Source organism: Acinetobacter sp. S54 (assembly GCF_016624945.1).
In the GTDB taxonomy this organism is placed as follows: Bacteria; Pseudomonadota; Gammaproteobacteria; order Pseudomonadales; family Moraxellaceae; genus Acinetobacter.
On sequence record NZ_JACVUI010000005.1, the window covers coordinates 61,075 to 87,054 of the forward strand.

Annotated in this window: 23 protein-coding genes; 11 read left to right on the forward strand and 12 right to left on the reverse strand. The window is 39.5% G+C overall.

What is annotated here, in order from left to right; genetic code table 11:
- Positions 1-159: 159 nt before the first annotated feature.
- Both IAE20_RS09675 and IAE20_RS09680 read left to right on the forward strand, forming a co-directional pair.
- Positions 160-2,337 carry a TonB-dependent siderophore receptor gene (locus tag IAE20_RS09675; RefSeq protein ID WP_200482514.1) on the forward strand — a complete coding sequence of 726 codons (2,178 nt, stop codon included), beginning with the start codon at positions 160-162 and terminating at the stop codon, positions 2,335-2,337.
- A 141-nt stretch (positions 2,338-2,478) separates the two neighbouring features.
- Positions 2,479-4,599, forward strand: coding sequence for a TonB-dependent receptor (locus tag IAE20_RS09680; protein WP_200460984.1), 2,121 nt, complete (start codon positions 2,479-2,481; stop codon positions 4,597-4,599).
- 62 nt (positions 4,600-4,661) lie between these two features.
- Here IAE20_RS09680 and gigC read toward each other — a convergent pair whose 3' ends face one another.
- Positions 4,662-5,549 (reverse strand): LysR family transcriptional regulator, encoded by an 888-nt coding sequence (gigC, locus tag IAE20_RS09685; protein WP_200460985.1) that lies wholly within the window; start codon positions 5,547-5,549, stop codon positions 4,662-4,664.
- A gap of 84 nt (positions 5,550-5,633) precedes the next feature.
- On the opposite strand from gigC, the gene IAE20_RS09690 reads away from it, so the two are divergent.
- A complete protein-coding gene (locus tag IAE20_RS09690; protein ID WP_200460986.1) occupies positions 5,634-6,395 on the forward strand; it encodes a ferredoxin--NADP reductase in 762 nt (253 codons plus the stop codon).
- A 116-nt stretch (positions 6,396-6,511) separates the two neighbouring features.
- Here IAE20_RS09690 and IAE20_RS09695 read toward each other — a convergent pair whose 3' ends face one another.
- The gene (locus IAE20_RS09695; RefSeq protein WP_200460987.1) at positions 6,512-6,934 is read right to left on the reverse strand and encodes a hypothetical protein; all 423 of its coding nucleotides are present in this window, start codon (positions 6,932-6,934) and stop codon (positions 6,512-6,514) included.
- Between the two features lie 153 nt (positions 6,935-7,087).
- Here IAE20_RS09695 and IAE20_RS09700 point away from each other — a divergent pair, with 153 nt between their 5' ends.
- The 3 genes from IAE20_RS09700 to IAE20_RS09710 all read left to right on the forward strand — a co-directional run bounded on the left by IAE20_RS09700 (position 7,088) and on the right by IAE20_RS09710 (position 9,498).
- Positions 7,088-7,324 (forward strand): hypothetical protein, encoded by a 237-nt coding sequence (locus IAE20_RS09700; protein WP_200460988.1) that lies wholly within the window; start codon positions 7,088-7,090, stop codon positions 7,322-7,324.
- 225 nt (positions 7,325-7,549) lie between these two features.
- Positions 7,550-9,223 (forward strand): mechanosensitive ion channel, encoded by a 1,674-nt coding sequence (locus IAE20_RS09705; RefSeq protein WP_200461063.1) that lies wholly within the window; start codon positions 7,550-7,552, stop codon positions 9,221-9,223.
- 101 nt (positions 9,224-9,324) lie between these two features.
- The gene (locus tag IAE20_RS09710; protein WP_200460989.1) at positions 9,325-9,498 is read left to right on the forward strand and encodes a hypothetical protein; all 174 of its coding nucleotides are present in this window, start codon (positions 9,325-9,327) and stop codon (positions 9,496-9,498) included.
- A gap of 2 nt (positions 9,499-9,500) precedes the next feature.
- On the opposite strand, the gene IAE20_RS09715 is transcribed toward IAE20_RS09710, so the two are convergent.
- From IAE20_RS09715 to IAE20_RS09735, 5 genes are all read right to left on the reverse strand, one after another.
- A complete protein-coding gene (locus IAE20_RS09715) occupies positions 9,501-10,697 on the reverse strand; it encodes an NAD(P)/FAD-dependent oxidoreductase (RefSeq protein ID WP_200460990.1) in 1,197 nt (398 codons plus the stop codon).
- Between the two features lie 30 nt (positions 10,698-10,727).
- Entirely contained in the window at positions 10,728-11,600 is an 873-nt protein-coding gene (locus tag IAE20_RS09720) for a 1-aminocyclopropane-1-carboxylate deaminase/D-cysteine desulfhydrase (RefSeq protein ID WP_200482515.1), read from the reverse strand.
- Between the two features lie 62 nt (positions 11,601-11,662).
- Positions 11,663-12,832: an HlyD family secretion protein gene (locus tag IAE20_RS09725; RefSeq protein ID WP_200460992.1), complete on the reverse strand. Its 1,170-nt coding sequence runs from the start codon at positions 12,830-12,832 to the stop codon at positions 11,663-11,665.
- Positions 12,833-12,855: 23 nt separating this feature from the next.
- Positions 12,856-14,514, reverse strand: coding sequence for an MFS transporter (locus IAE20_RS09730; protein ID WP_200460993.1), 1,659 nt, complete (start codon positions 14,512-14,514; stop codon positions 12,856-12,858).
- A complete protein-coding gene (locus tag IAE20_RS09735; protein ID WP_200461064.1) occupies positions 14,507-15,076 on the reverse strand; it encodes a TetR/AcrR family transcriptional regulator in 570 nt (189 codons plus the stop codon). The genes IAE20_RS09730 and IAE20_RS09735 overlap by 8 nt, the downstream gene beginning before the upstream one ends.
- Positions 15,077-15,255: 179 nt before the next feature.
- On the opposite strand from IAE20_RS09735, the gene IAE20_RS09740 reads away from it, so the two are divergent.
- Positions 15,256-16,020, forward strand: coding sequence for a class I SAM-dependent methyltransferase (locus IAE20_RS09740; RefSeq protein WP_200460994.1), 765 nt, complete (start codon positions 15,256-15,258; stop codon positions 16,018-16,020).
- 79 nt (positions 16,021-16,099) lie between these two features.
- A complete protein-coding gene (locus IAE20_RS09745; protein WP_200461065.1) occupies positions 16,100-16,690 on the forward strand; it encodes a LysE family translocator in 591 nt (196 codons plus the stop codon).
- 207 nt (positions 16,691-16,897) lie between these two features.
- Here IAE20_RS09745 and IAE20_RS09750 read toward each other — a convergent pair whose 3' ends face one another.
- Positions 16,898-17,356: a DIP1984 family protein gene (locus IAE20_RS09750; protein WP_200460995.1), complete on the reverse strand. Its 459-nt coding sequence runs from the start codon at positions 17,354-17,356 to the stop codon at positions 16,898-16,900.
- A gap of 177 nt (positions 17,357-17,533) precedes the next feature.
- Between IAE20_RS09750 and IAE20_RS09755 the strand changes: the two genes are divergently transcribed.
- Positions 17,534-17,728 (forward strand): NF038215 family lipoprotein, encoded by a 195-nt coding sequence (locus tag IAE20_RS09755; RefSeq protein ID WP_200460996.1) that lies wholly within the window; start codon positions 17,534-17,536, stop codon positions 17,726-17,728.
- A 41-nt stretch (positions 17,729-17,769) separates the two neighbouring features.
- Here the strand turns inward: IAE20_RS09755 and IAE20_RS09760 are convergent, their stop codons facing one another.
- A complete protein-coding gene (locus tag IAE20_RS09760; RefSeq protein ID WP_227611056.1) occupies positions 17,770-19,122 on the reverse strand; it encodes an 8-oxoguanine deaminase in 1,353 nt (450 codons plus the stop codon).
- Between the two features lie 208 nt (positions 19,123-19,330).
- A complete protein-coding gene (locus IAE20_RS09765) occupies positions 19,331-20,701 on the reverse strand; it encodes a nucleobase:cation symporter-2 family protein (protein ID WP_200460997.1) in 1,371 nt (456 codons plus the stop codon).
- A gap of 192 nt (positions 20,702-20,893) precedes the next feature.
- Here IAE20_RS09765 and IAE20_RS09770 point away from each other — a divergent pair, with 192 nt between their 5' ends.
- Positions 20,894-21,844, forward strand: a complete 951-nt coding sequence (locus tag IAE20_RS09770; protein ID WP_200460998.1) for an isopenicillin N synthase family dioxygenase — start codon at positions 20,894-20,896, stop codon at positions 21,842-21,844.
- Positions 21,837-22,595: an alpha/beta fold hydrolase gene (locus IAE20_RS09775; RefSeq protein WP_200460999.1), complete on the forward strand. Its 759-nt coding sequence runs from the start codon at positions 21,837-21,839 to the stop codon at positions 22,593-22,595. The genes IAE20_RS09770 and IAE20_RS09775 overlap by 8 nt, the downstream gene beginning before the upstream one ends.
- Before the next feature lie 95 nt (positions 22,596-22,690).
- On the opposite strand, the gene IAE20_RS09780 is transcribed toward IAE20_RS09775, so the two are convergent.
- Positions 22,691-23,659 (reverse strand): MBL fold metallo-hydrolase, encoded by a 969-nt coding sequence (locus tag IAE20_RS09780; RefSeq protein ID WP_200482516.1) that lies wholly within the window; start codon positions 23,657-23,659, stop codon positions 22,691-22,693.
- A gap of 114 nt (positions 23,660-23,773) precedes the next feature.
- Positions 23,774-25,840 (reverse strand): methionine--tRNA ligase, encoded by a 2,067-nt coding sequence (gene metG / locus IAE20_RS09785; protein WP_227611072.1) that lies wholly within the window; start codon positions 25,838-25,840, stop codon positions 23,774-23,776.
- Positions 25,841-25,980: the final 140 nt, after the last annotated feature.

Below are 25,980 nucleotides of genomic sequence, written 5' to 3' on the forward strand. Positions count from 1 at the left end.
AACCTTAAATTTTTAATAAACATTCAGTGAAAATAACTATTTTTTAATCAAATTACATAAAAAAATACAATCACAATTGTGGAGATAATATGAATAATGTTAGTGATAATCGTTATTAATTGCTATAGTATTGCGCTAATTTTATACAGGGGTACTTAAATGTTTAATACTCAACCCAAAAAATTAGCACAAATAATTTCAGTCATGATGTTCATGGCAGCAAGCAGCAGTTTTCTTCATGCTGATGATGTTTTACCTATAATCAAACTGAAAGCCGAGGGGCAGGATCAACACGGTTATACGGTAAAAAAGACCAATGCTGCTACAAAAATGGATTTGGCACTTAAAGATACGCCACAGTCAGTAAGTGTAATTACTGCCGAGCAAATACAAGATCAACAACTAAAAGCACTGAGCGAAGTGCTAGATCAAACACCAGGTATTTATCAACAGCGTTATGGTGCTGCTGGCGCTGTAGGGACAGGTGGAGAATATGCAAGTTATTATGCACGAGGCTCCAAAGTAAATAATTTCTTGATTGATGGCGTGATTTCAACACCAGTAACAACGGGTCGAACAGGTATGTCGATGAGTACGCTGGATCCCTCGATTTATGAAAATGTTACTGTAGTAAAAGGTGCAACAGGATTAACTTCTGGAGTGGGATATCCAAGTGCATCAATTAATTTAAATAGAAAGCTTGCAACGTCAAAAGTATCTACAGGGAGTCTCAACTTAAGTACGTCTTCATTTGATGATAAATGGGCGGGTTTTCGTACAATTGTAGACGCTCAAACACCGTTGAATGAATCTGGAACAGTGCGCGGTCGCACAGTCATCTCTTATGATGACTACGATTCATTTATGAATTGGGGAGATTCTCATTCTGGATTATTCTATACCACTTTGGGAGCTGATTTAGACGCTAACACGACTCTAAACGTGGGTGCTTTATATCAACGAGCCAAATCTAAAGGTTTAAGTGTGCATGCATTTACCAATTATAGTAATGGTGTCTTGAGTACTCGCGATCGAGAAGATAACTCAGCAGCACGTTGGGCTTATGGGAATGTTGATACGATTAATGCATTTATTGAATTGGAACATCGCTTTGATAATGGCTGGAAAGTACAGACTAACTATAATTATTTAACGCAGGATACTGATGCGGTTTATGCTGTTGTCGGTTCAAATCCAGGACGTACCGCAAATTATGTAGATAATACAGGCCGAGTGACGGCTGGTTACCAGAAACTTCATCCAGAGTTACATGGTCTGGATATTTCTGCGTCAGGGCCTTATCAGCTTTTGGGTCGTGAACAGCAGATGATGGTTGGTGTGAGCTATCAAAATGTGCAAGCAGATGACCCTTATTATGATCGAGCGATTGGCTCAGATTGGGTAAATCTGGATACGTGGAACGGTTATATTCCTGTTCCAGCAACGTTGTATAATACGACTGGAAAAACAAATACAACTGATATGTCGCAATATGGCTACTATGCGGCAACACGTTTAAATCCGACAGATAGATTGCACCTTATATTAGGTGTGCGTGGTTTAGGTTATGACTATAAAGAAACCACTGCCAGCGAATCGACAGCTGATTTTTCAAAAGATAAAGCTTCGCCTTACGCAGGGCTGACATTCGATTTGACCTCATATCTTACTGCCTATGTAAGTTACACCAATATTTTTATGCCGCAAGCTGAGCGAAATGCGGATTATTCGGTATTAGAGCCTGTTCAAGGGGATAGCTATGAAGGCGGTTTAAAAGCAGCCTTTTATGAGAATCAGCTAAATTTATCTGCTGCTTACTTTCAATCCAATCTCAAGGATTTTGCAAACTATGTAGGCAGTTTTGCTGATGGTCCGCATATTGGAGAAAGTATTTATGAGGGCGTAAAAGCCAAAACAGAAGGTTTTGAAATAGAGGCAAATGGGCAAATTCTTCCTCATTGGAACATCCAGACGGGTTATACCTATGCCAAAACCACATCGGTTGGCCAAACTATCAATCGTGATTATCCAAAACAACAATTTAAACTTTATACAACTTACAATCTGCCAGTTCTTGATCAGAGGCTTAAACTGGGCGGGGGCATTAGATGGCAAAGTGAAATCGTAGATGCAACTTTATCTGGTACTGCTTACGATGCAAATAGACAAGATTCTTTTGCAGTAATAGATTTGATGGCGAAATACCAAGTAACCCGTGATTTTGCTTTAGGTCTTAATGTTAATAACGTGGGCGATGAAGAATACCATCTGAATGTATCAAATGGAACTTATGGTGATCCACGTACCTACATTGTGTCCTTGAATTATAAGTTCTAAAATAATTCAACTAGACAGCAGCAACTTTTTTACGTGCTGCTGTTTAGAAAAAAAGAAAAGATATTTTAATTCGTAATCATTTTTATTCTCATTTAGGATTTTATCTTATATAATTGCCCCCAATTTTTATGGGGAAATAACGTGAAAAAGAATATATTATTTTTGTCTCTTATCGCACTTCCAGCTTTTGCTTTTGCAGAAGAAAATGTTGTGCTGCCGACTATCACTGTTAAAGCGGATCAACAAGATAACTATGCTTCTGGAAAATTAAAGAAAAAATCTAATTTAGGAAGTTTGGGTGAAAAATCAACTATAGATACCCCATTCTCTGTAACGACATATTCGGATAAGTTAATTCAGGATCAACAAGCCTCGACTGTTTCAGAAGTACTTCGAAATGATCCAAGTATTCGTGAAACAACAAATGCTGGACACTTAAATGAAAATGTGCAGATTCGTGGTTTTTCTGTAGGCTTTGAGGATTATAACCTTAATGGTTTATTTGGAATGGCTCCGACAGGACGTATTCCAACAGATATCCTTGATTCTGTTTCTTTGCTTAAAGGCCCCAATGCATTGGTAGCAGGTATGGCACCAGCAGGGAGTGTGGGCGGAGTTGTAATGGCTCAGACTAAGCGTGCGAATAAAGACCTTACTCAAGTTTCAGCGATGTACGAAGATGGTGGTTATTATAAATCGGGTTTTGATGTAGCCCGCCGTTTTGGTGAAAATAAAGAATTTGGTGCTCGTGCCAGCGCATCTTATGGCCAAGGTGAACATATTATTGAGGGAATGGAAGATAAGAATGCTTCAGGTGTTATTGCCCTTGACTATACAACCGATAAGTTAAAAATTAATTTTGATGCTTATGCTTTACGTGACAAACGTGATAATGGTTCACCAGCCATGGTTTCTATGGGGACAATTAAACAAGTAATTGCCGCGCCAGCAGGGGATAGTAACTACTTTTCTAATATTCACGGTCAACAAAATAGTGAATACGTGGGATTATCAGGAGAGTATAAGTTTACCCCTAATTGGAAAGTTTTTGCTGGAACTGGGTATGCTGAAAAAGAATACGCGGGTCATCTTTTCGGTACACGTATGATTGTACAAAATGCGGCTACTGGTGATGCAACCTCACAGTACTATCGTGTAGGATCAAAGGAACATGATTTTGCTGCAAATACTGGTTTTGAAGGTAAATTTGAAACAGGTTTTATTAAGCATACATTAGGGCTACGTGCAGATTATTTATCTCGTGAGTACAGTCAGCATAAAGCTGCTACAAGCTCTAATTTCAATACTAATTTATATAATCCTAGTACGAATGGCATGATGCCATCTGCCTATCCAGTCATTGTACCTTACGCTGATAACACGTATGTTAGTTACACGCTGACGGATCAACTCTCTATGCTGGATGATAAATTGCAACTAATTTTAGGAGCACGTTATCAAGACATGGATATTAAAGCGTTAACCACAAATACTAAATACAGTGATGACAAAGTTTCACCAAGTGTTGGTATTGTAGTTAAACCTTTTGGAGAGAATTTTTCACTTTATGGTAGTTATGTAGAAGGATTGTCTCAAGGCAAAGATTTGTCAGACACTCTTTATGCAACAGATGTGAATTACAGAAAGACGTTTGCCCCTTTTCAGACTAAACAGTATGAATTTGGAGCGAAATATCAATTAGGTTCATGGTTAAATACTCTTGCATTGTATCAAATCGAAAAACCAGACCTGATGACAACTAAATTTGCGAGCGCTGATGCAAATGGAAAAACTCAAATTACGACAGATGATGCTGAAACGCGTAGTCGTGGTATTGAATGGTCTTTCTCAGGAAACATTATTGATGGTTTAAATGTAATTGGTAATTTAGCATATATTGATGCTGAATATAAAAAAGCTCTAACTAACCAAGGTAATACGATCTACGGCATCCCTAAATTTACAGCATCTCTAGGTTTGGATTATGCTATTCCTGTACTCGAAGGTGTAAATGTAAATACGCGTGTTACTCACGTGGGCGATCAATATTTAAACAGCACCAATACTCTTAAACTGCCTGACTATACGATCTTTGATTTGGGTGCAAGCTATAAAGTCAAAGTAGGCGGAGTAGATACCACATTTAGAGCAAATGTAGATAATATCGCGAATAAAAAGTATTGGGCGGGTGTGTTTAATGACAACTACGCTATTATTGGTGAAGCGCGAACTTATAAACTCGGCGTAACATTTGATTTCTAAATAATTATCGCAATAAAAAACTCTTCTTAATGAAGAGTTTTTTATTGCCTGATCTAGAACATTTAATTTACACGATTCTCACAAAACTGCATAAACGCCTTTAAACCTGGCCCCTGATATTTTTGACGATGCACCAAAACATGCAGCGGACGGGTTAACTCCCAGAAAGGAGTTTCTAAAATCACCAGTTGACCTTTCTCAATCAAAGGTTCAATGGCCAGTCGGGAAATACAAGACATACCCAAACCGCCTGCTACTATTTTTAAAATTGCTTCATTATGACCCAATGTCAAACGTATATTGGCATCAGGAACATCCTGCAAAATAGCATTATCAAACACTTCACGTGTACCTGAACCCTCTTCGCGTAAAATCCATTCTACGTTTAAAAAATCCTGAGGCGTTAAAGGCCGACCTAATTTCGCCAAGGGGTGTTCGGGTGAACAGCACACAGCAAGTTCATCATTACGCCAATGAATGCATTGTAGTTGGGGTAAATGACATGAACCTTCGATCAATGCCAGATCAAGCTGAAATTGATTCACTGCTTCAATCATCTGGCGTGTATTGCCTACTTGCAACTGTAAATGGGCCTGCGGATGAATTTGAAGAAAATCTGCCATTAGATCTGGTATTAAATAATCGCTGATGGTCAACGTTGCGCCTAAACGCAGATCTATACTTTGTAATTCACCTTTGGCGGCTTGTTCAAAAGCTTCACAACGACCCAAAATTTCCAAGGCCTGAGGAAGTAAAAACCGCCCTAAATCATTCAGTTGTAGACGTTTACCTAGACGATCAAATAGTGGAGCACCTAATCCATCTTCAAGATCGGCCAGTGCCATACTGGCAGCACTTTGAGTGAGACGTACTGCATCGCTGGCTTTTGTTACTGTTCCCTCTTGAGCGACTGCCACAAAGACAGCCAACTGACGTAATGTCATGCGCATGAATCAAGCCTTACCCTTGAAAAGTAGTCATAATTTCTGCTGTCATGCTAACATGAGCATACCCTGTCGTGCCATGTTGAAATTATGTCAATTGAGAAATTTAGCGTAGAGAGAGTTTTATCCGTACATCGTTGGGCTACCAATTTATTCAGTTTTACCATGACACGCCCAGCACATTTTAAGTTTACCGCTGGTCAGTTTGCCAGAATTGGATTAAAAGTCGGTGATGATTTAGTGGTACGTGCTTATTCTGTTGTGTCATCACCCTTTGATGAAACACTGGAGTTTTTTTCAATTGTTGTTCCAAATGGTGCATTTACGTCAAACCTGCAACATCTAAAAGTAGACGATGAACTTTATTTAGAAAAAATTCCCTATGGTTTTTTGACATTGGCCCGTTATCAATTACCTTTACCTCAAGATTTATGGCTATTAGCAACGGGTACAGGGCTGGCGCCTTTTCTTTCAATGTTGCAGGATTTTGCAACATGGCAAAATTATTCGCAGATTAATTTAGTCTATAGTGTTCGTACAGCTTCTGAACTGGCTTATGTTGATCGTATACACGAGATTGCTGCTAGTTTTGGCGAAGGGCATACTGGTTTTAAGTTTATTCCAGTCATTACCCGTGATCCTCATGCTGAGTTACATGAGCGTTTACCTGTCTTAATTGAAAATGGGGAACTGGAAAAAGTCATTGGATATTCGCTGAATCCTGCAACGAGTCATGTCATGCTTTGTGGTAATCCTCAAATGGTCGAAGATACTAAAGAAGCATTAAAACGTCGTGGTTTAAGTATGAATCGCCGTGGCGAAGGCAATATTGCAGTCGAAAATTATTGGTAATGAGGGGTGACTAAAACAGCACAAGGGTGACTAAGGTACTGTAAAAATTGTACAAAATAAAAAATTTATTGATGATTTAAGATAACTCAGAACCCAATGCACTCAAGAATATGGTTTTAATGCACAAACATATCCATGAATTCACGTAGTTCCTGAATTGCTGTATCTAGATCCGTATTGAGCCATGTGGGCTCAAAAAAACCTGCGTAATGTTCAAGACGTTCTTGGGGAACAACTAGACGAATTGGACATTCTTCTTCCAGTAATCGCCATGGCAGAATCGGAACTTCATTGTCCAGAAATGAATTAACGTTGCGAATATCAATGATCATAGCATTGATACAATCTGGAAAGGGCATCACTGAAAATTCTTCAGTGCGACGTCTAAAGTATTCCAGATCACCCCATTTCAGGCTATAGCTGGATTTATTAAAATTAATGATGCCGATCAGATGCTCATCACGAGTGTAATGTAAAGAACATTCATGTGTGACGTCAGTGTCTAAATCCAGAGTAACATTTTGCTGACGATACGACATAAAGACCTAAGTAAAAAAATGGGTGGGCTATTATAGCCCACTTTTATATACAACGCAGAAACAAAGAACACGATAGCGCTATGCTTTGTCACACAATGCTACATAAGTGCTTGTTATGATAAGAAACATGGAAAATAAAAAGAGGGGAATCCAATGACACATGATTTCAATAAACCATCACCACATACATCAACGCCGGAAGAAACTGAAAAGAAACGCCGTTTACCTGTTTATATATTGGCGATTGTCGGTATTTTTCTGATAGCACTTATTGTGTATATGGTGGCGGATCAAAAGCCAGATGCGAGTGATGCACCGCCTAACCATCCAAATCCAAATGCAGAGCCTGCGACACCGAACAATTCGACAGCAAATAGTCATGAGTCTTAATGTGCTATTTATTCAAGTTTTTAAGAAGCCATCCAATTACATTGGATGGCTTCTTTGCAATCTTTTGCATCATTTTTGTAGTAGTTCTTATATTGCACCTTGAATAAAAAATAAGCACAAAATATGGTGATAAATATCACAAATGAGATCAATTCCTAAAACTATTTCATTTTACTGCTTAGCTTAATTAAGCCGTGAAAAATATAACAAGAGGGCATGACACATATGAATGATTACTTTGGAAATGGGCCTACTCAAGCCCATTATGGATTTATGTACTATTGGGATATGTTTCAGCCCATTATCGCTGCGATTGCAGTATTTATTATTGGTTGGATTTTGGCGCTGATTATCGCTGCTGGCATCAAAAAATTATTAAATTTAATCGGAACCAATCGTCATTTATCTTCAGCAACAGGTAAAGCACCAGATTTTGAATCGATCATTTCAAGGTTTGTATTTTGGTTTGTTCTGATTATTGCGCTCATTGCTGCTTTAAATGTCCTAAATATTTATAGTGTTAGTGGTCCATTTAGCGCCATGATCACTCAAGTATTAGTTTTTGTTCCAAATATCATTGCTGCGGCTGTGGTTGCTTTTGTTGGTTGGATATTGGCGCGTTTGGTACGGGCTGGACTGTCCAAAGTATTATCAAAAACTCAACTGGATGAAAAATTAAGTACAGAGGTTGGAGTACGACCACTCAGTGAAAACATTGCAGATATTGTGTATTGGTTGATTCTGCTTTTATTTTTGCCAATTGTCCTTTCGATTTTAGGTCTTTCAGGGCTACTGTTACCTGTACAAGCGATGGTGGCTGACGTTGTTGGGTATCTTCCAAATATCTTTATTGCAGGCGTGATTATTTTTGTCGGTTATATTCTGGCAAAAATTGTACGTGGCATTATTGAAGGTTTGGTTAATAGTGTGGGACTACAAGCACAAGCTGAGAAAATTGGCCTGTTTAAAAACAGTAATGTGAGTAATGTATTCGGTTCATTGGTCTTTGCTTTAATCTTCATTACAGCATTAATTATTGCTTTTGAAGCATTGGGAATCGAATCGATTTCGCAACCTGCGACTTCAATGCTTAATGAAATCATGTTTGCAATTCCCAACATTATTGCAGCTGGTTTGATTCTTATTATTGCCTACGTGGTATCTCGATTTGTCGCAAAGCTGGTTGAAGATATTCTGGCAGGCACAGGAGTGGATGAAGTTCCAGCAAAATTCGATTTACAGCGTTTTTTGGGAACGACTAAAATCTCACACGTGGTTGGTGTATTAATTGTTTTCTTTACCATGCTGTTTGCTGTTGCAGAAGCAGCGAATCGTCTAGGTTTTGATCAGATTAGTCATTTAATAGCTATCTTTATTGCATTTGGCGCCAATATCCTGTTGGGTGCAGTGATTCTGGTGATTGGTTTCTGGTTAGCTAATATCGTGGCAAATGTGGTGCAACGTGGAGAATATAACAGCTCACGTTGGTTAGGGAATCTGGTTCGTATCCTGATTATGGGACTCGTTTTAGCAATGGGTTTACGTGCGATGGGCATTGCCGATTCAATCGTCAATTTGGCTTTTGGTTTAACATTGGGCTCTGTTGCCGTGGCTTTTGCTCTAGCCTTTGGTTTGGGCGGTCGTCAACCAGCAGAACGTGTACTGACTGACTTAATTGATAAAGCCAAAGCGGAAGGAAATAAGCCAAATCCAATCGCCAAAACACAATCGGCGGTTGTGGTTGAAACCCCCGTGACTCCGCAAGAAGCAGCCACCGATCATAATGTGCCGACAACCTTTGATGTCGATCCAGCTCATAAACCGTTAAATAATCCATATGGTTCTAAAGGTGAGGGGGAGGATGATCTAACTCCAAAACCCGACGATCTGCCTAAATAAACTTTGATTTTTGAATCAGAATCGGCCACTCTATCCAGAGTGGTCGTTTCTTTAATGACTGGTAAAATGAATGACTCATAAAAATAATAGAGGAGTGCAATATGCAAAAGCAGCCCAATCGTTTTATCGCACCGATTGTTATTGCGGGAATAACCGTAGGCTTTTTAGTGAGTGCCTATAAGTTTGTATTTGCCAAGCCGAAATCTGAACAGACAGAGCAAACAGGAGAAGAAACGGCTTCTATTAAAGACGAGCAAATAGATGCAGCCCCTTAGACTTATACGTATTGTGCAGCAGCATAGGCAGATGACCAGGCCCACTGGAAATTATAGCCCCCCAAATGCCCAGTGACATCCAGAATCTCACCAATAAAATAAAGTCCTTCTACACGTTGGCTTTGCATGGTTTTGGATGAGATTTCGGCTGTATCGACTCCTCCTAAAGTGACTTCAGCGGTACGATAACCTTCTGTGCCTGATGGTTTAACTGTAAAGCCATGTAACTGTTCGGCGATTTGCTCTAAGGTTGTATCACTGAGTTGACTGATTGCAGTTTCTGCATAGTTTGGCCAAATTAATTGTTGAAGTTCCTGCACAATACTTTTTGCCGTAAATTCTGAAACTAACGTGCGTAATAATACTTTAGGTTGTTGCTGTTTTTTCTGTTTAAAATAATCAGCTAAATTTTGCGTAGGAAAAAAGTTGATTTCAAAACACTCACCAGCTTGCCAATAATTTGAAAGCTGTAAAGAGCTCGGACCACTTAAACCGCGATGAGTAAAGAGTAAAGCTTCGGTAAAACTATTTTGATGATTTGATAGTGTGGCTTCAAGTGCATTCCCACTTAAGCGAGTGGTGACCTCTTTGAATTGATCAGAAAAGGTAAAAGGAACCAGTCCTGCGCGAGTCGCAAAAACTTGATGACCAAATTGTTTTGCCAGTTCATAGCCAATACCAGAACCACCCAGAGTAGGAATTGAAAGACCACCTGATGCAACGACTAGAGATTCGCAGGTAAAAGTGCCGAGTATGGAATTGACTTCAAAATATTGATTGTGCAATTGCTTGACTGTTTTTACTTCACAATCTGTTTTTATGGTCACTTGCTTGGTTTTTTCACACTCAGCCAGAAGCATATTTAAAATATCTTTTGAGCCATTTAAGGTAAAAAGTTGCCCATGCTTTCGCTCTTCATAAGCGATCCCATAGTCACCTACCAATCCAATAAAATCCCAGTTGCTATAACGCGATAGGGCCGAGATTACAAAATGTGGATTATGTGAAATAAAATTTTCAGGCTCGACATATAAGTTAGTAAAATTACATTTACCACCACCAGACATCAGAATTTTTTTACCCACTTTATTGGCTTTTTCGACCACTAAAACCTTGCGTCCACGCCGTGCAGCCTGCGCGGCCAGCATCAGTCCAGACGCACCTGCGCCTAAAACAATGACATCATACTGCATGGACATAAACATACTCAGCGATATAAAAGCGCGACATTATAAAAGATTTTGTCTGCCCTGTAATCCACCACTATGAATCACTAAAATTCGGGTATTAGCAGCAAAATGTCCCTGTTCAATTAATTCAAAAACACCAAAGAGCATTTTCCCCGTATAAATTGGTTCTAAAGGAATCTGATACGTTTTTTCAAAAGATTGAATAAAGTCAAGCAATTGAATTGAAGTCTTGGCATATCCTCCAAAACAATAATCCTCCAGAATATTCCAATTCATTTTGTGTGTGAGACTGGCAACCTGTTGTTGTAAAAAATCACCTTTCAGTGCAGAAAAACCCAATATGGTTTGATGAGCATCACTTGCTTCAATAAGCCCTGTAATTGTTCCGCCTGTACCCACAGCGCAACAAATCACATCATAATTTTGACGATCTTTCGCAGTCAAAATCTCTTTGCAACCCTGAATGGCAAGGGCATTGGTTCCTCCTTCAGGAATAATATAAGCCGTTGGGAAATGTCGCCGTAATTTATCAATAAAATCTGATTGCTCTTTATTGCGATACTCCTGCCGATTGATAAATTGCAATTGCATCCCAAACTGACAGGCAGTCGCCAGGGTTGGATTTAGGGTTTGATGAGCAAGTTCTTCACCACGAATAATTCCAATACTTTTAAAGCCAAAATAATGGGCTGCATAAGCAGTTGCAGCAATATGATTGGAAAATGCACCCCCAAAGGTAATGATAGTATCCAACCCAAGCTCTTTTGCATGCTGTAAGTTATATTTCAGTTTATAAAATTTATTGCCTGAAATTTGTGGATGGATGAGATCTAGACGTTTGATATCCAGTTTTATAGCGTTGTAATCGATTAGATTTTGATAAGAAATAGGATGGGCAAGGGAATCAAACATATTAAAAATGATAATTTTCGGTGATCAAGAGTATAAAACACTGACCACCAAAAAAGATGGGATTATTTTGAGGAAGTATCAACAGATGTAATTACAGACATACCCGGACGTAAGCGTTCTAGTCCTTTTTGATCTGGATCAATCGCAATACGTACTGAAATTCGTTGAACTACTTTGGTAAAGTTTCCGGTTGCATTGTCTGCTTTTAGCACACTAAATTCTGAACCAGCTGCTGGAGAAATCTGTTCAACATGCCCTGTAAATTTTTGATGATTAAGTGCATCCACTGTAAATGTTGCACTCTGACCAATGTTCATATTGGCGATTTGAGTTTCTTTAAAATTAGCAATGACCCATGTTTGTTGTGGAATTAAATACAATAATTGTGAACCAGCTGCGACATATTGACCAACACGTGGATTTACTTCGCCTAATTGTCCATCCATCGGCGCAGTAATTACACTATAGTCTTTGGTGGTCGTTGCCTGATCCAATTGCGCTTGTGCATTCGTGACTTGTGCTTCCAAACCTGTTTGTGCAACTTGCGCTGTTTTTAAAGCTTCCTGTGCGACATTGACATTGGCTTCGGCCTGTTTGAGTAATGCTAGATTATTTTTTACATCAGCGGCTGCTTTATCACTCTCTGATTTAGAGGCTGCACCACTATCACCTAGCTGTTGGTAACGATTCAGTTGTGTCACCGACAAATCATATTGCGCTTGTGCTTGATCAACTTTAGCTTGAGCAGCAGCAATGTCTGCTTGTCGCTGGGCGATAGTCTGAGTTTGGTTCGTCAGATTATTTTTGGCTTGTTCAACAGCTGATTGTGCCTGAGTCACTTTTTGGTCATAAGTGGTGGCATCAATGTGCATCAACGGTTGACCTTTTTTGACGTAGTCAAAATCTTTAACTAGCACATCTTTGATATAACCATTAATTTGTGAGGAAAGCACCGTAGTCTTGCCTTTAACATAACTATTGTCAGTTTGTTCGATTACGGTATGAAATGGCCCAATTCGCCATGCCCACATAATCAGTCCCACACCAACCAATAGTACGACCAACATAATGGCCAGTGTCGATTTCTTGGTGGGAATAAGTTTCCCAACTCGTTGCACAGGTTTAAGCGGAGTAGGCTGAGACATTGCAGATGAGGCTGCACTAGTAGGCGCCTGAGCTGTATCATTCGAATCTGGTTTATTCGATGTGTTGGGTTTTTGCTCTTCACTCATAAATTATACTCAAACACTCCAAATCAGGATGATGTCGATGAGGTTGCAAGTTTCTCCCGATAGGCGAGATACTTGCTCCAGATAATATTGCATAATCCCCAAAGAAATAACACAATCGCCACGATGCTATTAAAATTAATCACATCATTATAGGCACGTACCTGTGCTTCACGGTTTGCTGTTTGCGCTAAGGTTTTGGTTGCCTGTAATTGATCCTGAAGTGGATCGGTAATATTGGGGCTAAATTTTGCTTGATATTGTTTTAATCGCTGATCTACAGTTGGGTCTGTTTGTTCAAGATTACTATTGATATCCATTTGATAAACTTGAGTCTGGCGCTTTTGATAGGTGTTATAAAATGATGATCCAATCAAACCACCAAAGTTTTGGGTTGCAGAAAACAGCACAATAAAAGTTACGACATGCGCGGGACTTTCTTTCAAGGCACGTCCAAATCCGACCAAAAGCAGGGGACCAATAAATAGCCCATTGGCAAATGCAATGAGAAACTGGCTATGATAGAAGTTCTGTGGGCGGATATCACTAGTCAAATGCGCGTCCAGTTTACTGGCAACCAGAATTAGAAAAGAAGCCAGTACCAGATGTAATAATGTTCTTTCTCTGGAAAATGTAACCGCACTAAACAATACACCTGCCAACATACCAAAAAAGATAACGCTATATAATCCGACAAATTGATCTGGACCCATGCCCATGGTTTTTAGAAAATTAACAGCAGCATAGCTTTGTTCTGAAAGCAAAAAGCGCAGACATAAAGCACCGAATACAAACCGAATCACCCCAAAGGTACCCAGCCATCGGGTCATAATGAGAGGATTACTCCGGTGGTGTTCATAAATAAAACCAAAGACCAACAGTATAAAACCAGTCATCAACACATACGCCAACCATGGTGAATCAAACCACCACAGCAAAGGCCCTTGTGTTAAAACTGCACAAATACAGGCAAAACCCGGCGCCAGCAATAAAAAAGTAAATATATCTTGGCGTTCAAAAACCGCTATACGCAAACTGCGTGGCAATTTAAGCGAGACCACCATGGCGTAGCAACAAATTGCTAAACCTAACTCAAAAGTATATAAAACCGTCCAGTCATTTACTGTGACCAATGCAGGCGAAATAATCCATGCCAGTGGCACACCCAGTTGACCAAAACCAAAGCCAATATATAGCCCTCTCAATCGATGTTCTTTGGTAAAACCCTGCATGATGTAATACATGCCCAAAGAGCTAAGAGGAGCCGCGACCATACCGCTAATAAAACGTACAAAAATAGCCATATGATAATTCTGTACAAAGATGTGCAGAATCATTACTGCGATAAAAGCCAGCAGCCCGATTTCTGTGAAAATACGTAAACCATATTGTTGTCTGGCTTTGAACAAGATCAGATTAGAGCTGACATTTGCCATAACATAGGCGGCAGGAAGCCATGCACTTTCAATGGGTGTTAAGCCATATTCACCTTGTAATTGCGGTAAATTAGCTGTGATAAACCCATTACTTAGACCTGCGGTCAACGCAATAAAAGTACCAATAATAAAATATAGATATCTTTTATGAGAGGGATGTTCAATGGAGGGGGGAGAACCTGGTAGAACAGGGCGTTCATCATCTGTCCAGTCAGGAGGGGTTTCCAGATAACGAGGATGATCAGCCATGATATGCCCCCCCGTTTAAACAGATGCCATTAAGTAATAAGTCGACTGCACGATTGGCAAATCGAACTCTTTCAGTTTCATCATGTCCGCGAAAAGAGGAAGATAGCATGGAAACAATACTGCGATAATCTTCAAAATTAAAATCAGGACGACAAATTTGTTTGACAATCGCCTGATCAATCAGCGGTTGCACGATTAACTGGTGATGCTGCACTAACGGAATCAGCACTTCATCGTTACGATCCAATACTCGCCAATATTCCATCAAAGCGGACAAATTATTTAAATTATAAACATGACTTTTAATGAGTCGAATTAAACCATCATCAAATGGGCGATATTGTTCGGCACGAAGTTCCAGATGTAAAACCGCTTGTTCGAGCAGAGCATAAACTAAAGCTTTACGATCAGTAAAATTTCGATAAAAAGTCGCACGGCCAACGCCCGCATGATCAATAATGACTTGTAACGGTACATTCATACCATGAATTTTAAACATTTCAACCGCTGCATCGAGTAGGTCTTCCCGATTTTTAGCTGCGCGTTTGACATGTTTACTCATAAGTACTGTAAGTTGAATTTGATCAGCATATTTTACGGACATTTTTGTCCGATTTTCCAGTGGAATTTTTATCAAATTGTAATTATAACTAAATGTTATTAATTATTTAAAAATACATTATTTTATTTTTTAAATGATTAGGACTAAGCTAGATTAATTGAATTACAGAGAACTCGAATATGACAACGCAACATGACGTTAATCAACAACAATATCAAGATAAGTCATCAGCTTATTTAAATAGTCAGGTACACGCGCAAGGTATTGAATTTGAAAAAATCTGTAAAACTTTAGAGAAGCAGTCATTCAAACGTGTTCTGGATTTGGGCTGTGGTGCAGGACATGTTACTTATCATATCGCACCGTATGTTGAGCAAGTCATCGCTTATGATTTGACTGCTGAAATGGTGGGGTTGGTGGTTGAGCAAGCTAAAGAACGCGGTCTAAATAATGTCACAGGACAACAAGGCGCAGCGGAAAACCTTGCTTTTGCAGATCAGAGCTTATGTGCAGTAGTGAGCCGTTATTCAGCGCACCATTGGCAAAATGTCCCTCAAGCCATGAATGAAATTTATCGGGTACTTAAACCTCGTGGCAAAGTCATTTTTATTGATATTTTGGGAAATCAGCAACCTGTACTTGATACATTTTTACAGAGTATAGAAATCATTCGCGATCCGAGCCATGTACGAGATTATTCACTTGCAGAGTGGATGAATTTTGCAGAAAGTGCGGGATTTAAAATTGAGCAGGTAGAGAAACAAAGTTTGAAACTGGATTTTAAAAGCTGGGTTGAACGAATGAATACACCGCCTGAAGCAGTAGCTACATTACATTATTTACAAAAAAAGGTATCGGATATGGTAAAAAATTACTATCAAATCCAATCGGATGGTTCATTTCAAAGTGAAGTATTGTATTTGGTTCTTACAAAGCCCGACTAATGCGCTAAAATTCATGTTTACGATGATTTAAGCACAGGATACACACGTGGATAGTTTACTACCTTTGTTTTCTATTGCCATGGCATTGATGCTAGGCGCAATTAGTCCTGGTCCAAGCTTTATTTATGTCGCCCAGAACTCAATCGGGAAATCACGTAAGCATGGTTTATTTACCGCTTTAGGAACAGGGACGGGTGCCGCGATTTTTGGTCTGTTGGCAGTTATGGGCTTACAGGCGATCTTATTGGCAGTGCCATCGGCTTATCTAATGCTAAAAATTGGTGGTGGACTCTATTTACTTTGGCTGGCTTATAAAATTATCAAACATGCCAAATCTCCGATTGAAATGGATGCCAAGCAGCAACAAAGTATGACCTATAAAAGCGCTTATCGTTATGGCTTGATTACCCAGCTGAGTAATCCCAAAATTGCAGTAGTATTGGCCAGTGTGTTTACGGCGTTGTTGCCTAAAGAAATTCCAAATTATTATTATATTGCCTTACCAGTGATCTGTTTTGTGATTGATGCAGGCTGGTACTCGCTGGTGGCTTTACTTTTATCTTCTGAAAAACCACGTCGTGCGTATGTAAAAGGCAAAACTTTAATTGATCGAGTCACTGGTGGAATCGTGACGGTACTTGGTTTAAAGCTAATTTTCTCAAGTCGTTAAGTTAAAAATGGGTGGGCATATTGTCAGTACATGGTCGTCATCAGTAAATAATAATAGATCATAGATGCAATGTGCTGCGCCTAAAATGTAAAAATTTGGCGAAGCAGGCGCACTACCTCTATCAGACGGTTTGTGAATTTTAGACCTTACAAACCGTATAAAAAGGTCGTGTACTCGCCCAATATGCCCAGATTCATCATATCCAGATTATTCAATTAAGTCTATCTGCCAATTGGATGCCTGAATTTCAAGATTGATTAAACGTAAATTTTGGCTGATTCCATCGGCTTGTTTTTGTAGTTCTGAAACAGAAATTGCTTTGATCCATTTAATTTCACGAACGCTGTAGCGGTCTGTATCTTTTTGAGTATTGTCTATGGCTTGCTGAATAATCCGATGTTCAGCCGTCAACTGATCACGCTGATTAAGAATATCCAGCAACGGTTTTCCATTGTTGGCCTGAGCTTGTGCATTGGTCTGATGGATTTTTTGAATAAGTTGAAATAATTGTCTGTTCACCATGACAGCTTCTTGTAGTAATTGTTTAGGATCTTCACTGGGTGTGTCGCCATCTTGCACTAAAACATTCTTTTGAATACGTTGTTGCAAGGAAAGAAGTTTTTTCTGTAAATCACTTCTAAGCAATAATGCTTCGGCAAGTTTCATAATAACTCAGTATCTTGGTCTAAATAACATGATCATAGAATGAAAAAAAATCTCTGTCCGTTTCAGAGCGTATAAATCTGCATGTGAATTATATAATTTGAAATGCTTTTTTGCTCATGCTTTAATCAGTTTGTGCTAAGCTGACTTTAAAAATAATCAGAACAATCAGGTGGTCATATGAAAAGGATATTTCTATATGTCTTTGTCGTGAGTTCAGGTGCTGGTTTGATGGGGTGTGACTTCAAAGATAATGTGCAGCCTCCGAAAGCAGCTCGCAGTATGAGTATTGCGGGAATGCCAGTATATGAGAAAGATTTCAAACTGCAGCCATTATTGGCCAATAACATTGAAGTAAAAGAGACCAGTCATTAAACTGAGGAAAAGAGACTTTTTAAAAGTCTCTGAGAATGCGCTTAAGCCGCTAATAATTTCTTGGCTGCTTTACGATGTTCAGCTTGTAACTTCTCTATATCAATATGAAGTAATTGTCGATCTTTGACGATCCATTTGCCACCGACCATAACATGTTCAGCTTGATCTGCACCACACAGTAATAAAGCGGCAATTGGATCATGGCTTCCTGAAAATTTTAGTTCATCTAGTTTATAAAATGCAAAGTCGGCTTGATGACCCACCGTTATTTCTCCAAGATGTTGATGACGCCCTAGAAGTTTTGCTGAGCCTTTTGTTGCCCAGCCGAGTGCCAGTTCTGGCGTGATTTTTTCTGCACCGTATTTTAAACGCTGTAAATACAGAGCTTGGCGGGTTTCCAGAATTAGATTTGAAGCGTCTCCAGAAGCAGAACCGTCTACGCCTAAACCAATATTTGCACCAGCCCGCATTAAATCTAAAGTGGGGCAAATGCCAGACGCGAGCCGCATATTGGAATGGGGGCAGTGACAAATACCAACTTCTGCACCGCCTAAACGCTGTATTTCTTCAGTATTAAAATGGATGCCATGCGCGAGCCATGTTCGATCATTTAACCAGCCTACACTTTCCAGATAGTCTACCGTTCTCATTCCAAACATCTCTAGACAAAATGCTTCTTCATCTAATGTTTCTGCGAGGTGGGTATGTAGGCGTACATCCAGACGCTCTGCCATTGCTGCACTTTCGCGCATAATTTCTGGGGTGACTGAAAATGGAGAACACGGGGCAAGTGCAATATTAACCATCGCAGTTGCATCACGTTGATGATATTTTTGCACCAGACGTTCTGAATCCAGCAAAATTTGATCCATTTGCTGCACGGTATGCTGAGGAGGTAAACCGCCTGATTCTTCTCCCAGACTCATTGAACCGCGTGTGAGCATTACACGAATACCTAACATCTGGGCGGCTTGTACTTGTATATCAATCGCATCTGTTAATTGTTGTGGAAATAAATAATGATGATCAGCGGCAAAGGTACAGCCAGACATGACCAATTCTGCTAAAGCCACCTGTGTTGCAAGATGCAACTGTTCAGGGGTAAGTTTTGCCCAAACTGGATATAAATTTTTTAACCACGGAAACAACGGAGTATTGACTACAGGAGCCCATGCTCGAGTAAGTGTTTGATAAAAATGATGATGTGAGTTAATTAGCCCTGGAATGACCACACACTCTCGTGCATCAAAGACGTGGTCAATCGGATGAGTCGGTATTTTACCTTGAGCAACGAGTTCGACAATTTTGCCATCTTCAATGACTATGCCATGACTTCCATCATGTTGATTTGCGGTAAAAATCGCAAGAGGGTGCTTGATCCAGAGACGTGACATGTTGATTTCTCATTGATTGATTGATGTGAGAAAAGCAATGCATGTACCAATTTGTACGATTTTGAGCGTGGATATAATTGATATACATAAAAAGATATAAAGAAGATAAAAGTGTTTTAATTCGCTTTATATATCTAAAAATTTAAATGCCAGTCACATGAATTGACTGGCATTCCACAAAGTTTGAAGGATTATTTTTTTAATTCAATTAAGAACGGTTTTGAATCGTGGATGGATTTTCATTTAATGCCTGTTTTAAAACCACTTCTTTCCCTACATTTAAGTGATTAAAGAACAGGTTAAGCAGAACTGCCATGATACAGGTAATACTGATACCTGAATGGAATAGCGTTTGAATTGCACTTGGCATTGCGTGGAAAAATTCTGGACTAATCAAGGGAATCAGACCTGAGGCAAGTGAAACAGCCACAATAATTAAATTGGATTGGATTTGATAATCTACTTTAGATAAGGTACGAATTCCACTGACCGCAACACTACCAAATAGCACTAAACCGGCACCACCCAATACAGGCATTGGAATAGAAGCCACCAAACGACCAAATACAGGCAGCAAGCCAAGTACTACTAAGATACCTCCCGCCGTGGCGACCACAAAACGACTTTTAACGCCTGTAATAGCAACCAAGCCCACGTTTTGTACAAATGCACATTGCATGAATGCTCCAAAAAAAGGCGCAAGTGCTGAGGAAAGCATATCTGCACGTAAACCATCCGCGATACGATGATTATCTACTTTGGTATCCACAATCTCACCAATGGCTAAAAGGCTTGCTGTGGTTTCTGTCAAAATGACAATGGTGACAATACACATTGATAAAATCGCAGGCCACTCAAATACAGGCATACCAAAACCTAAAATATTAGGAAATGCCATCCATGCGCCGTCACCGACTTTAGAGAAATCAGCCAAGCCTAAAGCAAATGCGAAAACCGCACCAAACACGATAGACAGTAAAACGGCTAAACGTTTAATCGCTGCCGAACCAAACTTAGTCAATAACAACAGAAATACTAAAGTTAAGGTGGCTAAGCCTAAGTTTTCAATAGAACCCCAGTTTTCTGCTTTGGGGTTACCGCCCATAATCCAACGTATTGCCACAGGCAGCAGTGAGATTCCAATAATGGCAATAATGGAACCTGTCACGATTGGCGGGAAGAAACGCACGATTTTGGAAAAAAATGGTGCAATAATGATTCCAAAAACAGAACTGACCATAATTGCACCAAGAATGGACTGGAAACTTCCTCCATTTGATCCAATCGCGATCATACTCGCCACGGCAGCAAAAGATGTCCCTTGTACGATAGGCAGTTTTGAACCAAACCATTTAAAGCCAAGTGTCTGTAGCAAAGTTGCCAAGCCAGCAACCAGAATTGACGCAGTGATCAGTAGACCGATATCTGCCTGAGATAACCCAATACCAAGACCTACAACTAATGGTGCAGCAATCAGACCACCATACATAGTCAGTACGTGCTGAAAACCATAGGTTAAGTTTTTACCCACTCCAAGATGTTCATGTTCAGGAGAGGTTGCTTTAGATTCACTGTGCATATCAAAACCCTTTTAACTTTGTGTGACAGGGTAAAATTTGCAACATGCATGCCATCTTCTAATTATTTAAATAAACATAAATTTAAAAATATGAAAATACATATAACAGAGACAGTCTCTATTCGTGGCACAGCAATTGCTCAATCTGGACTGAGTCAGAGCAATAAATAAGTCTAGATGATGGAGTAAGCTATGCGTGTTTCAATTCCTGTGATTGATGTATCAGGTCTATTTAGTTCAGATTTGCAAGACCGTCAGGCAGTAGCACAACAAATGAAACAAGCCTGCCAAGATAAAGGCTTCTTTTATATTTCAAATCATGGAATTTCTACAGCGTTACAGCAGGTGGTCTTTGAACAAAGCAGACAATTCTTTGATTTATCGATGGATGAAAAAGAAAAAGTACATAAGAAAAATTCAATTGCCAATCGTGGTTATGAACCTTTAAAAAATCAAACGCTAGAAGCAGGAACTCCCGCAGATTTAAAAGAAGGTTTCTATGCAGGACGCGAATATGCATTAGACAGTCAGGCTGTTTTAGCAAAGCGTTTTAATCACGGACCAAATCAATGGCCTGAACAGTTTCCTGAATTTGCAAACACTATGCAGCATTATCAGGCTGAACTTGAAGTATTGGCAAAATATCTCATGCGAGGTTTGGCATTGTCGTTGTCACTAGCAGAAAATTACTTTGATGATTTCTGTCAGGATGCTCTCGTGACTTTGCGGTTACTGCATTATCCACCTCAGCCTGCTAACCCTGAACCAAATGAAAAAGGGTGCGGCGCACATACTGATTTTGGGGCATTAACCTTATTGCTTCAAGATCAGCAAGGAGGACTGCAAGTGTGGGATAAAAATAGTGAAAGCTGGATCGATGCTCCGCCGATTGAAGGGACGTATGTCATCAATCTAGGGGATTTAATCGCACGTTGGACGAATAATCATTTTAAATCAACTTTGCATCGGGTGATTAATAAATCAGGTAAGCAACGATATTCCGTTCCTTTTTTCTTTGGTGGTAATCCAGATTATCAAGTGGAATGTTTACCCAACTGTAAAACTGAAAAGGAACCTGCACTATTTGCACCGACTACAGTGGAACAGCATCATATTGAAATGTACCGGAGAACCTATGGCTAAACATATAGTATTGGTACATGGCGCGTGGCAGGGCAGTTGGTCATTTGATTTGATTAAGCCATTATTGGAACAAACAGGCTGGACTGTACACGCACTTGATTTACCTGATAATGGTTGGAATACCAAAATACAATTTCCTGCCAATCAAACTTCTTATTGTGAGTTCGTGGTAGAGGCGATTCAACAGATTGGAGAGCCAGTGGTACTACTCGGACATAGTGGGGGTGGTTTAACCATTTCAGCAGTGGCAGAACGAATCCCTGACTTAATTAAAAGCCTAGTCTATTTAGTTGGAATGATGCTGCCTTCTGAAATGAGTTTTCTAGATTTTAAAAAACTGTGCGAACAATATTTTCCAGATGAGGATTTTGCAGGAATTTCACCTTATCTGACGTTTACTGAAGAGGGCTATAGCATTGTGAGTCATGAAGGTGCAAAAAAAATCTTTTTGCAAGATTGTGAGGCTGTTTTAGCAGAACACTTAATTGATAAACTTAGACCACAGCCTGAAACTGGGCGCGATTTAAAACCCACTTTAACATTTGAGCGCTTTGGTACAGTTCCTCGTATTTATGTGGAAGCCGTCTATGATCAGTCTTTATCGATTAATATGCAGCGTTTGATGCAACAGTTGCAACCCAAAAATTTACAGGTGATTACCATGCGCACAGGACATGTGCCGCAAGCAGTTCAGCCAAAATTGTTGGTGGAAAAGCTCAATCAGAGATTTACTGAAACTATTTACGCATAAAGCAGATCGCCTGACAGGAAAATCAATATCGTGAATTGATTTCCCTGTCAGCATCACATGCTTAGAAAGATGCGTGTTGAGGCAAAAATAATAAATCAATCTTTGAAATGTATAGGAACCCATTGATAGCTTTTACCATCTGCCGAATAAATATGTCCAATTCCTGGAAATGGTAAATGTGGAGCAGCAATGGTCTGGCCATTTTTAGCAAAATTGGCAAACTGTTTTAAGCGGGTTTGGACGGCTTGTTTGGGATCTATATCATATTCAATTGCTGTTGTAGGCTGATCAAATTGCACCGTATGAGAATGCACAATATCACCAATAAAAACTACCGTTTCATCTTTAGTTTTGAGCTCATAGCTAAAATGCCCCGGTGTATGACCCGCGGTATTAATTACTTTAAACCCTTGAATTTCATCGCCAAGTTTATAAGTTTTAAAACGCTGTTTAGCTTGATAGGGTGCGACCGCTTGTTGAATCATTTTGACTGTATTTAAATAACCATCCTGTTTTTCTTTAGGTAATTTTTTAACTTGATCTGGTTTTAGCCAATAATCAACTTCATCTTGTGATACGTATACTGTAGCATTTGGAAAATTTGCGACTCCATCTTTGCTAATGCCACAAACATGATCTGGATGTAAATGAGTCAGTAAAATCGTGTCGACTTGTTCAGGCTTGTATCCTGAAGCAATTAAATTTTTCATAATCGAACCCAGATGTGGTCCAAAACAGCTTGCAGCACCACTATCCACTAATACCAAAGATTTCCCTGTATTGACAAGAAATGCGTTGATGGAAGTTTGCACACCTTTAGCTTGATCCGCATAATATTTTTTTAAAATTTCAAGCACTTGCTTCTGCGAAATGTCTTTAAAAAGGGCAGGTGACATAAAGTTTGTACCATCGAGAAGCGCCGTAATTTGTACATCACCTGCTTGATATTGATAAAAACCTGCCACCTGTTTTTGTTGCTGAGCTGGTATTTGTGGACTGACTGCTAATGCTGAAAAACTGAAGAAACTTGAGCCTAACAAAGCTAATGCAAGTGTTTTATTCATTTATAAATATTCGCTAATCTAGTTGATTTGTTTATTTTTTAGCATGTAATCGTAAAGATGAAAAGTAAAAAAGCCCCTACACGGGTGTAAAGGCTTTTTGTTTAAAACTAAATCTTAAGAAACTTTATCGCCAGGTTTTGCACCGCTATCAGGCGAAATCACAAAAATTGCTTCGCTATTTCCCGCAGCCAGTACCATTCCATTTGAAATACCAAAACGCATTTTACGAGGCGCGAGGTTTGCTACCATCACTACCAGTTTACCTTTTAAGTCCTCTGGTGCATAAGAACCGCGGATACCACTAAACACATTACGTGGTTCAGCCTCGCCGACATTTAAAGTCAGTTGCAGAAGTTTGTCAGAACCTTCAACAGTTGCAGCATCTAAAACTTCTGCCACACGAAGATCAATTTTCATAAAATCTTCAATGCCGATAATTTCTGCTTCACCCACTTTAGGCTCAGGCTTTTTATCCACAACGTTCTTTTCTTTTTTCTTCTCTGCTTTTGGTGCTTCGGCAGCAGCTAAAGAATCTTTTGATGCATCCACCATTGCAGTCACAGCTTTTGGATCAACACGTTGCATCAATGGCTCAAACTGAGCAATTTCGTGATTTACTAAGACCTGTTTACGAGATGCAAAATCAAAACTTTCAAGTTGTAAAAACGTTTGAACTTCGTTTGCAAGTTTTGGTAACACTGGCGCCAGATAAATTGCTAATTGACGGAACAGATTAATCCCGACAGAACATACATCATGAACCTGCTGTTCTTCGCCTTCAATTTTAGCTAAGGCCCAAGGTTTTTTCTCATCAATATACTGATTTGCACGATCTGCCAACGACATAATCTCACGAATTGCCGCGCTAAATTCACGCTCTTCATAAGCTTTGGCAATGGAATCACCTGCATCAATAAAGCTTTGTACCAGCTCTAATTCAGCGCAATTCCCTGACAAAGTGTGATTAAAGTCTTTATTGATAAACTTAGCACAACGGCTCGCAATGTTTACGACTTTGCCCACCAGATCTGAGTTTACTTTCTGAATAAAATCATCCAGATTTAAATCTGAATCTTCAACTTTGTCAGAAAGCTTAGATGCAAAGTAATAGCGTAGATATTCTGGGTTCAAATGTTCCAGATAGGTTTCTGCCTTAATAAACGTGCCACGCGATTTCGACATTTTTTGACCGTTTACAGTCAGGAATCCATTCACAAACAAACCAGTAGGGGTACGGTAGTTTGCGCCTTCGAGCATAGCAGGCCAGAATAAAGCATGAAAATAAACAATGTCCTTACCAATGAAGTGATAAACCTCATTTTCACTGTCTTTTTTCCAGTAATCATCAAAATTTAAATCGGGACGTTTAGTTTTGATGTAATTTTCAAAACTTGACATATAGCCAATCGGTGCATCGACCCACACATAAAAATATTTGTTGGGAGCATCCGGAATTTCAAAACCGAAATAGGGTGCGTCACGGGAAATGTCCCAATCTGCTAGACCTGCTTCAAACCATTCATCCAGTTTATTTGCAATAGATACAGGCAAACGGCCTGTGTCTCGCGTCCATTTTTGTAAATATTCAGAAAAATTGGGTAGCTTAAAAAAATAATGATCTGAAGATTTTTCTATAGGTGTTGCACCACTTAGAGTCGAACGTGGATCGATTAATTCAGTCGCATTATAGGTCGTACCACATACTTCACAGCTATCGCCGTATTGATCCGGTGATTTACATTTAGGACACGTACCCTTAATAAATCGATCCGATAAAAACATCTGTTTTTCAGGATCAAAAAGTTGGGTTACAGGGCGAATAGCGATATTGTCAGCATCACGGTTTTTTAAATAAATTTCCTGAGAGCGGGATTTATTAGTCTCGCTATGTGTCGAATCATAATGATCAAAACTGATACCAAAACCAGCAAAATCCCGTTCATGTTCTTTTTGGACATTGGCAATTTGCTGTTCTGGTGTAATTCCATTGGCTTCAGCACGTAGCATAATCGCTGTGCCATGAGCATCATCCGCGCAGACATAAGTCACGTCATGTCCCATAGCGCGCATGGCACGAACCCAGATATCCGCTTGGATATAACCGAGTAAGTGACCCATATGGATCGGGCCATTGGCATAAGGAAGAGCGTTGGTGACTAAAATTTTACGCACGGATTTCATTCTCTCATTCGTATTCATCAGAAGGTCAATGATTCTAACTGAGCAGGGGAAAACAAAGCAAGATTTGTCCCGTGTTGGAATTAATAAGTAAGAAGTAAAAAATATATTTTAATCATGGGTTTATAGGTTTAACTTGGTTA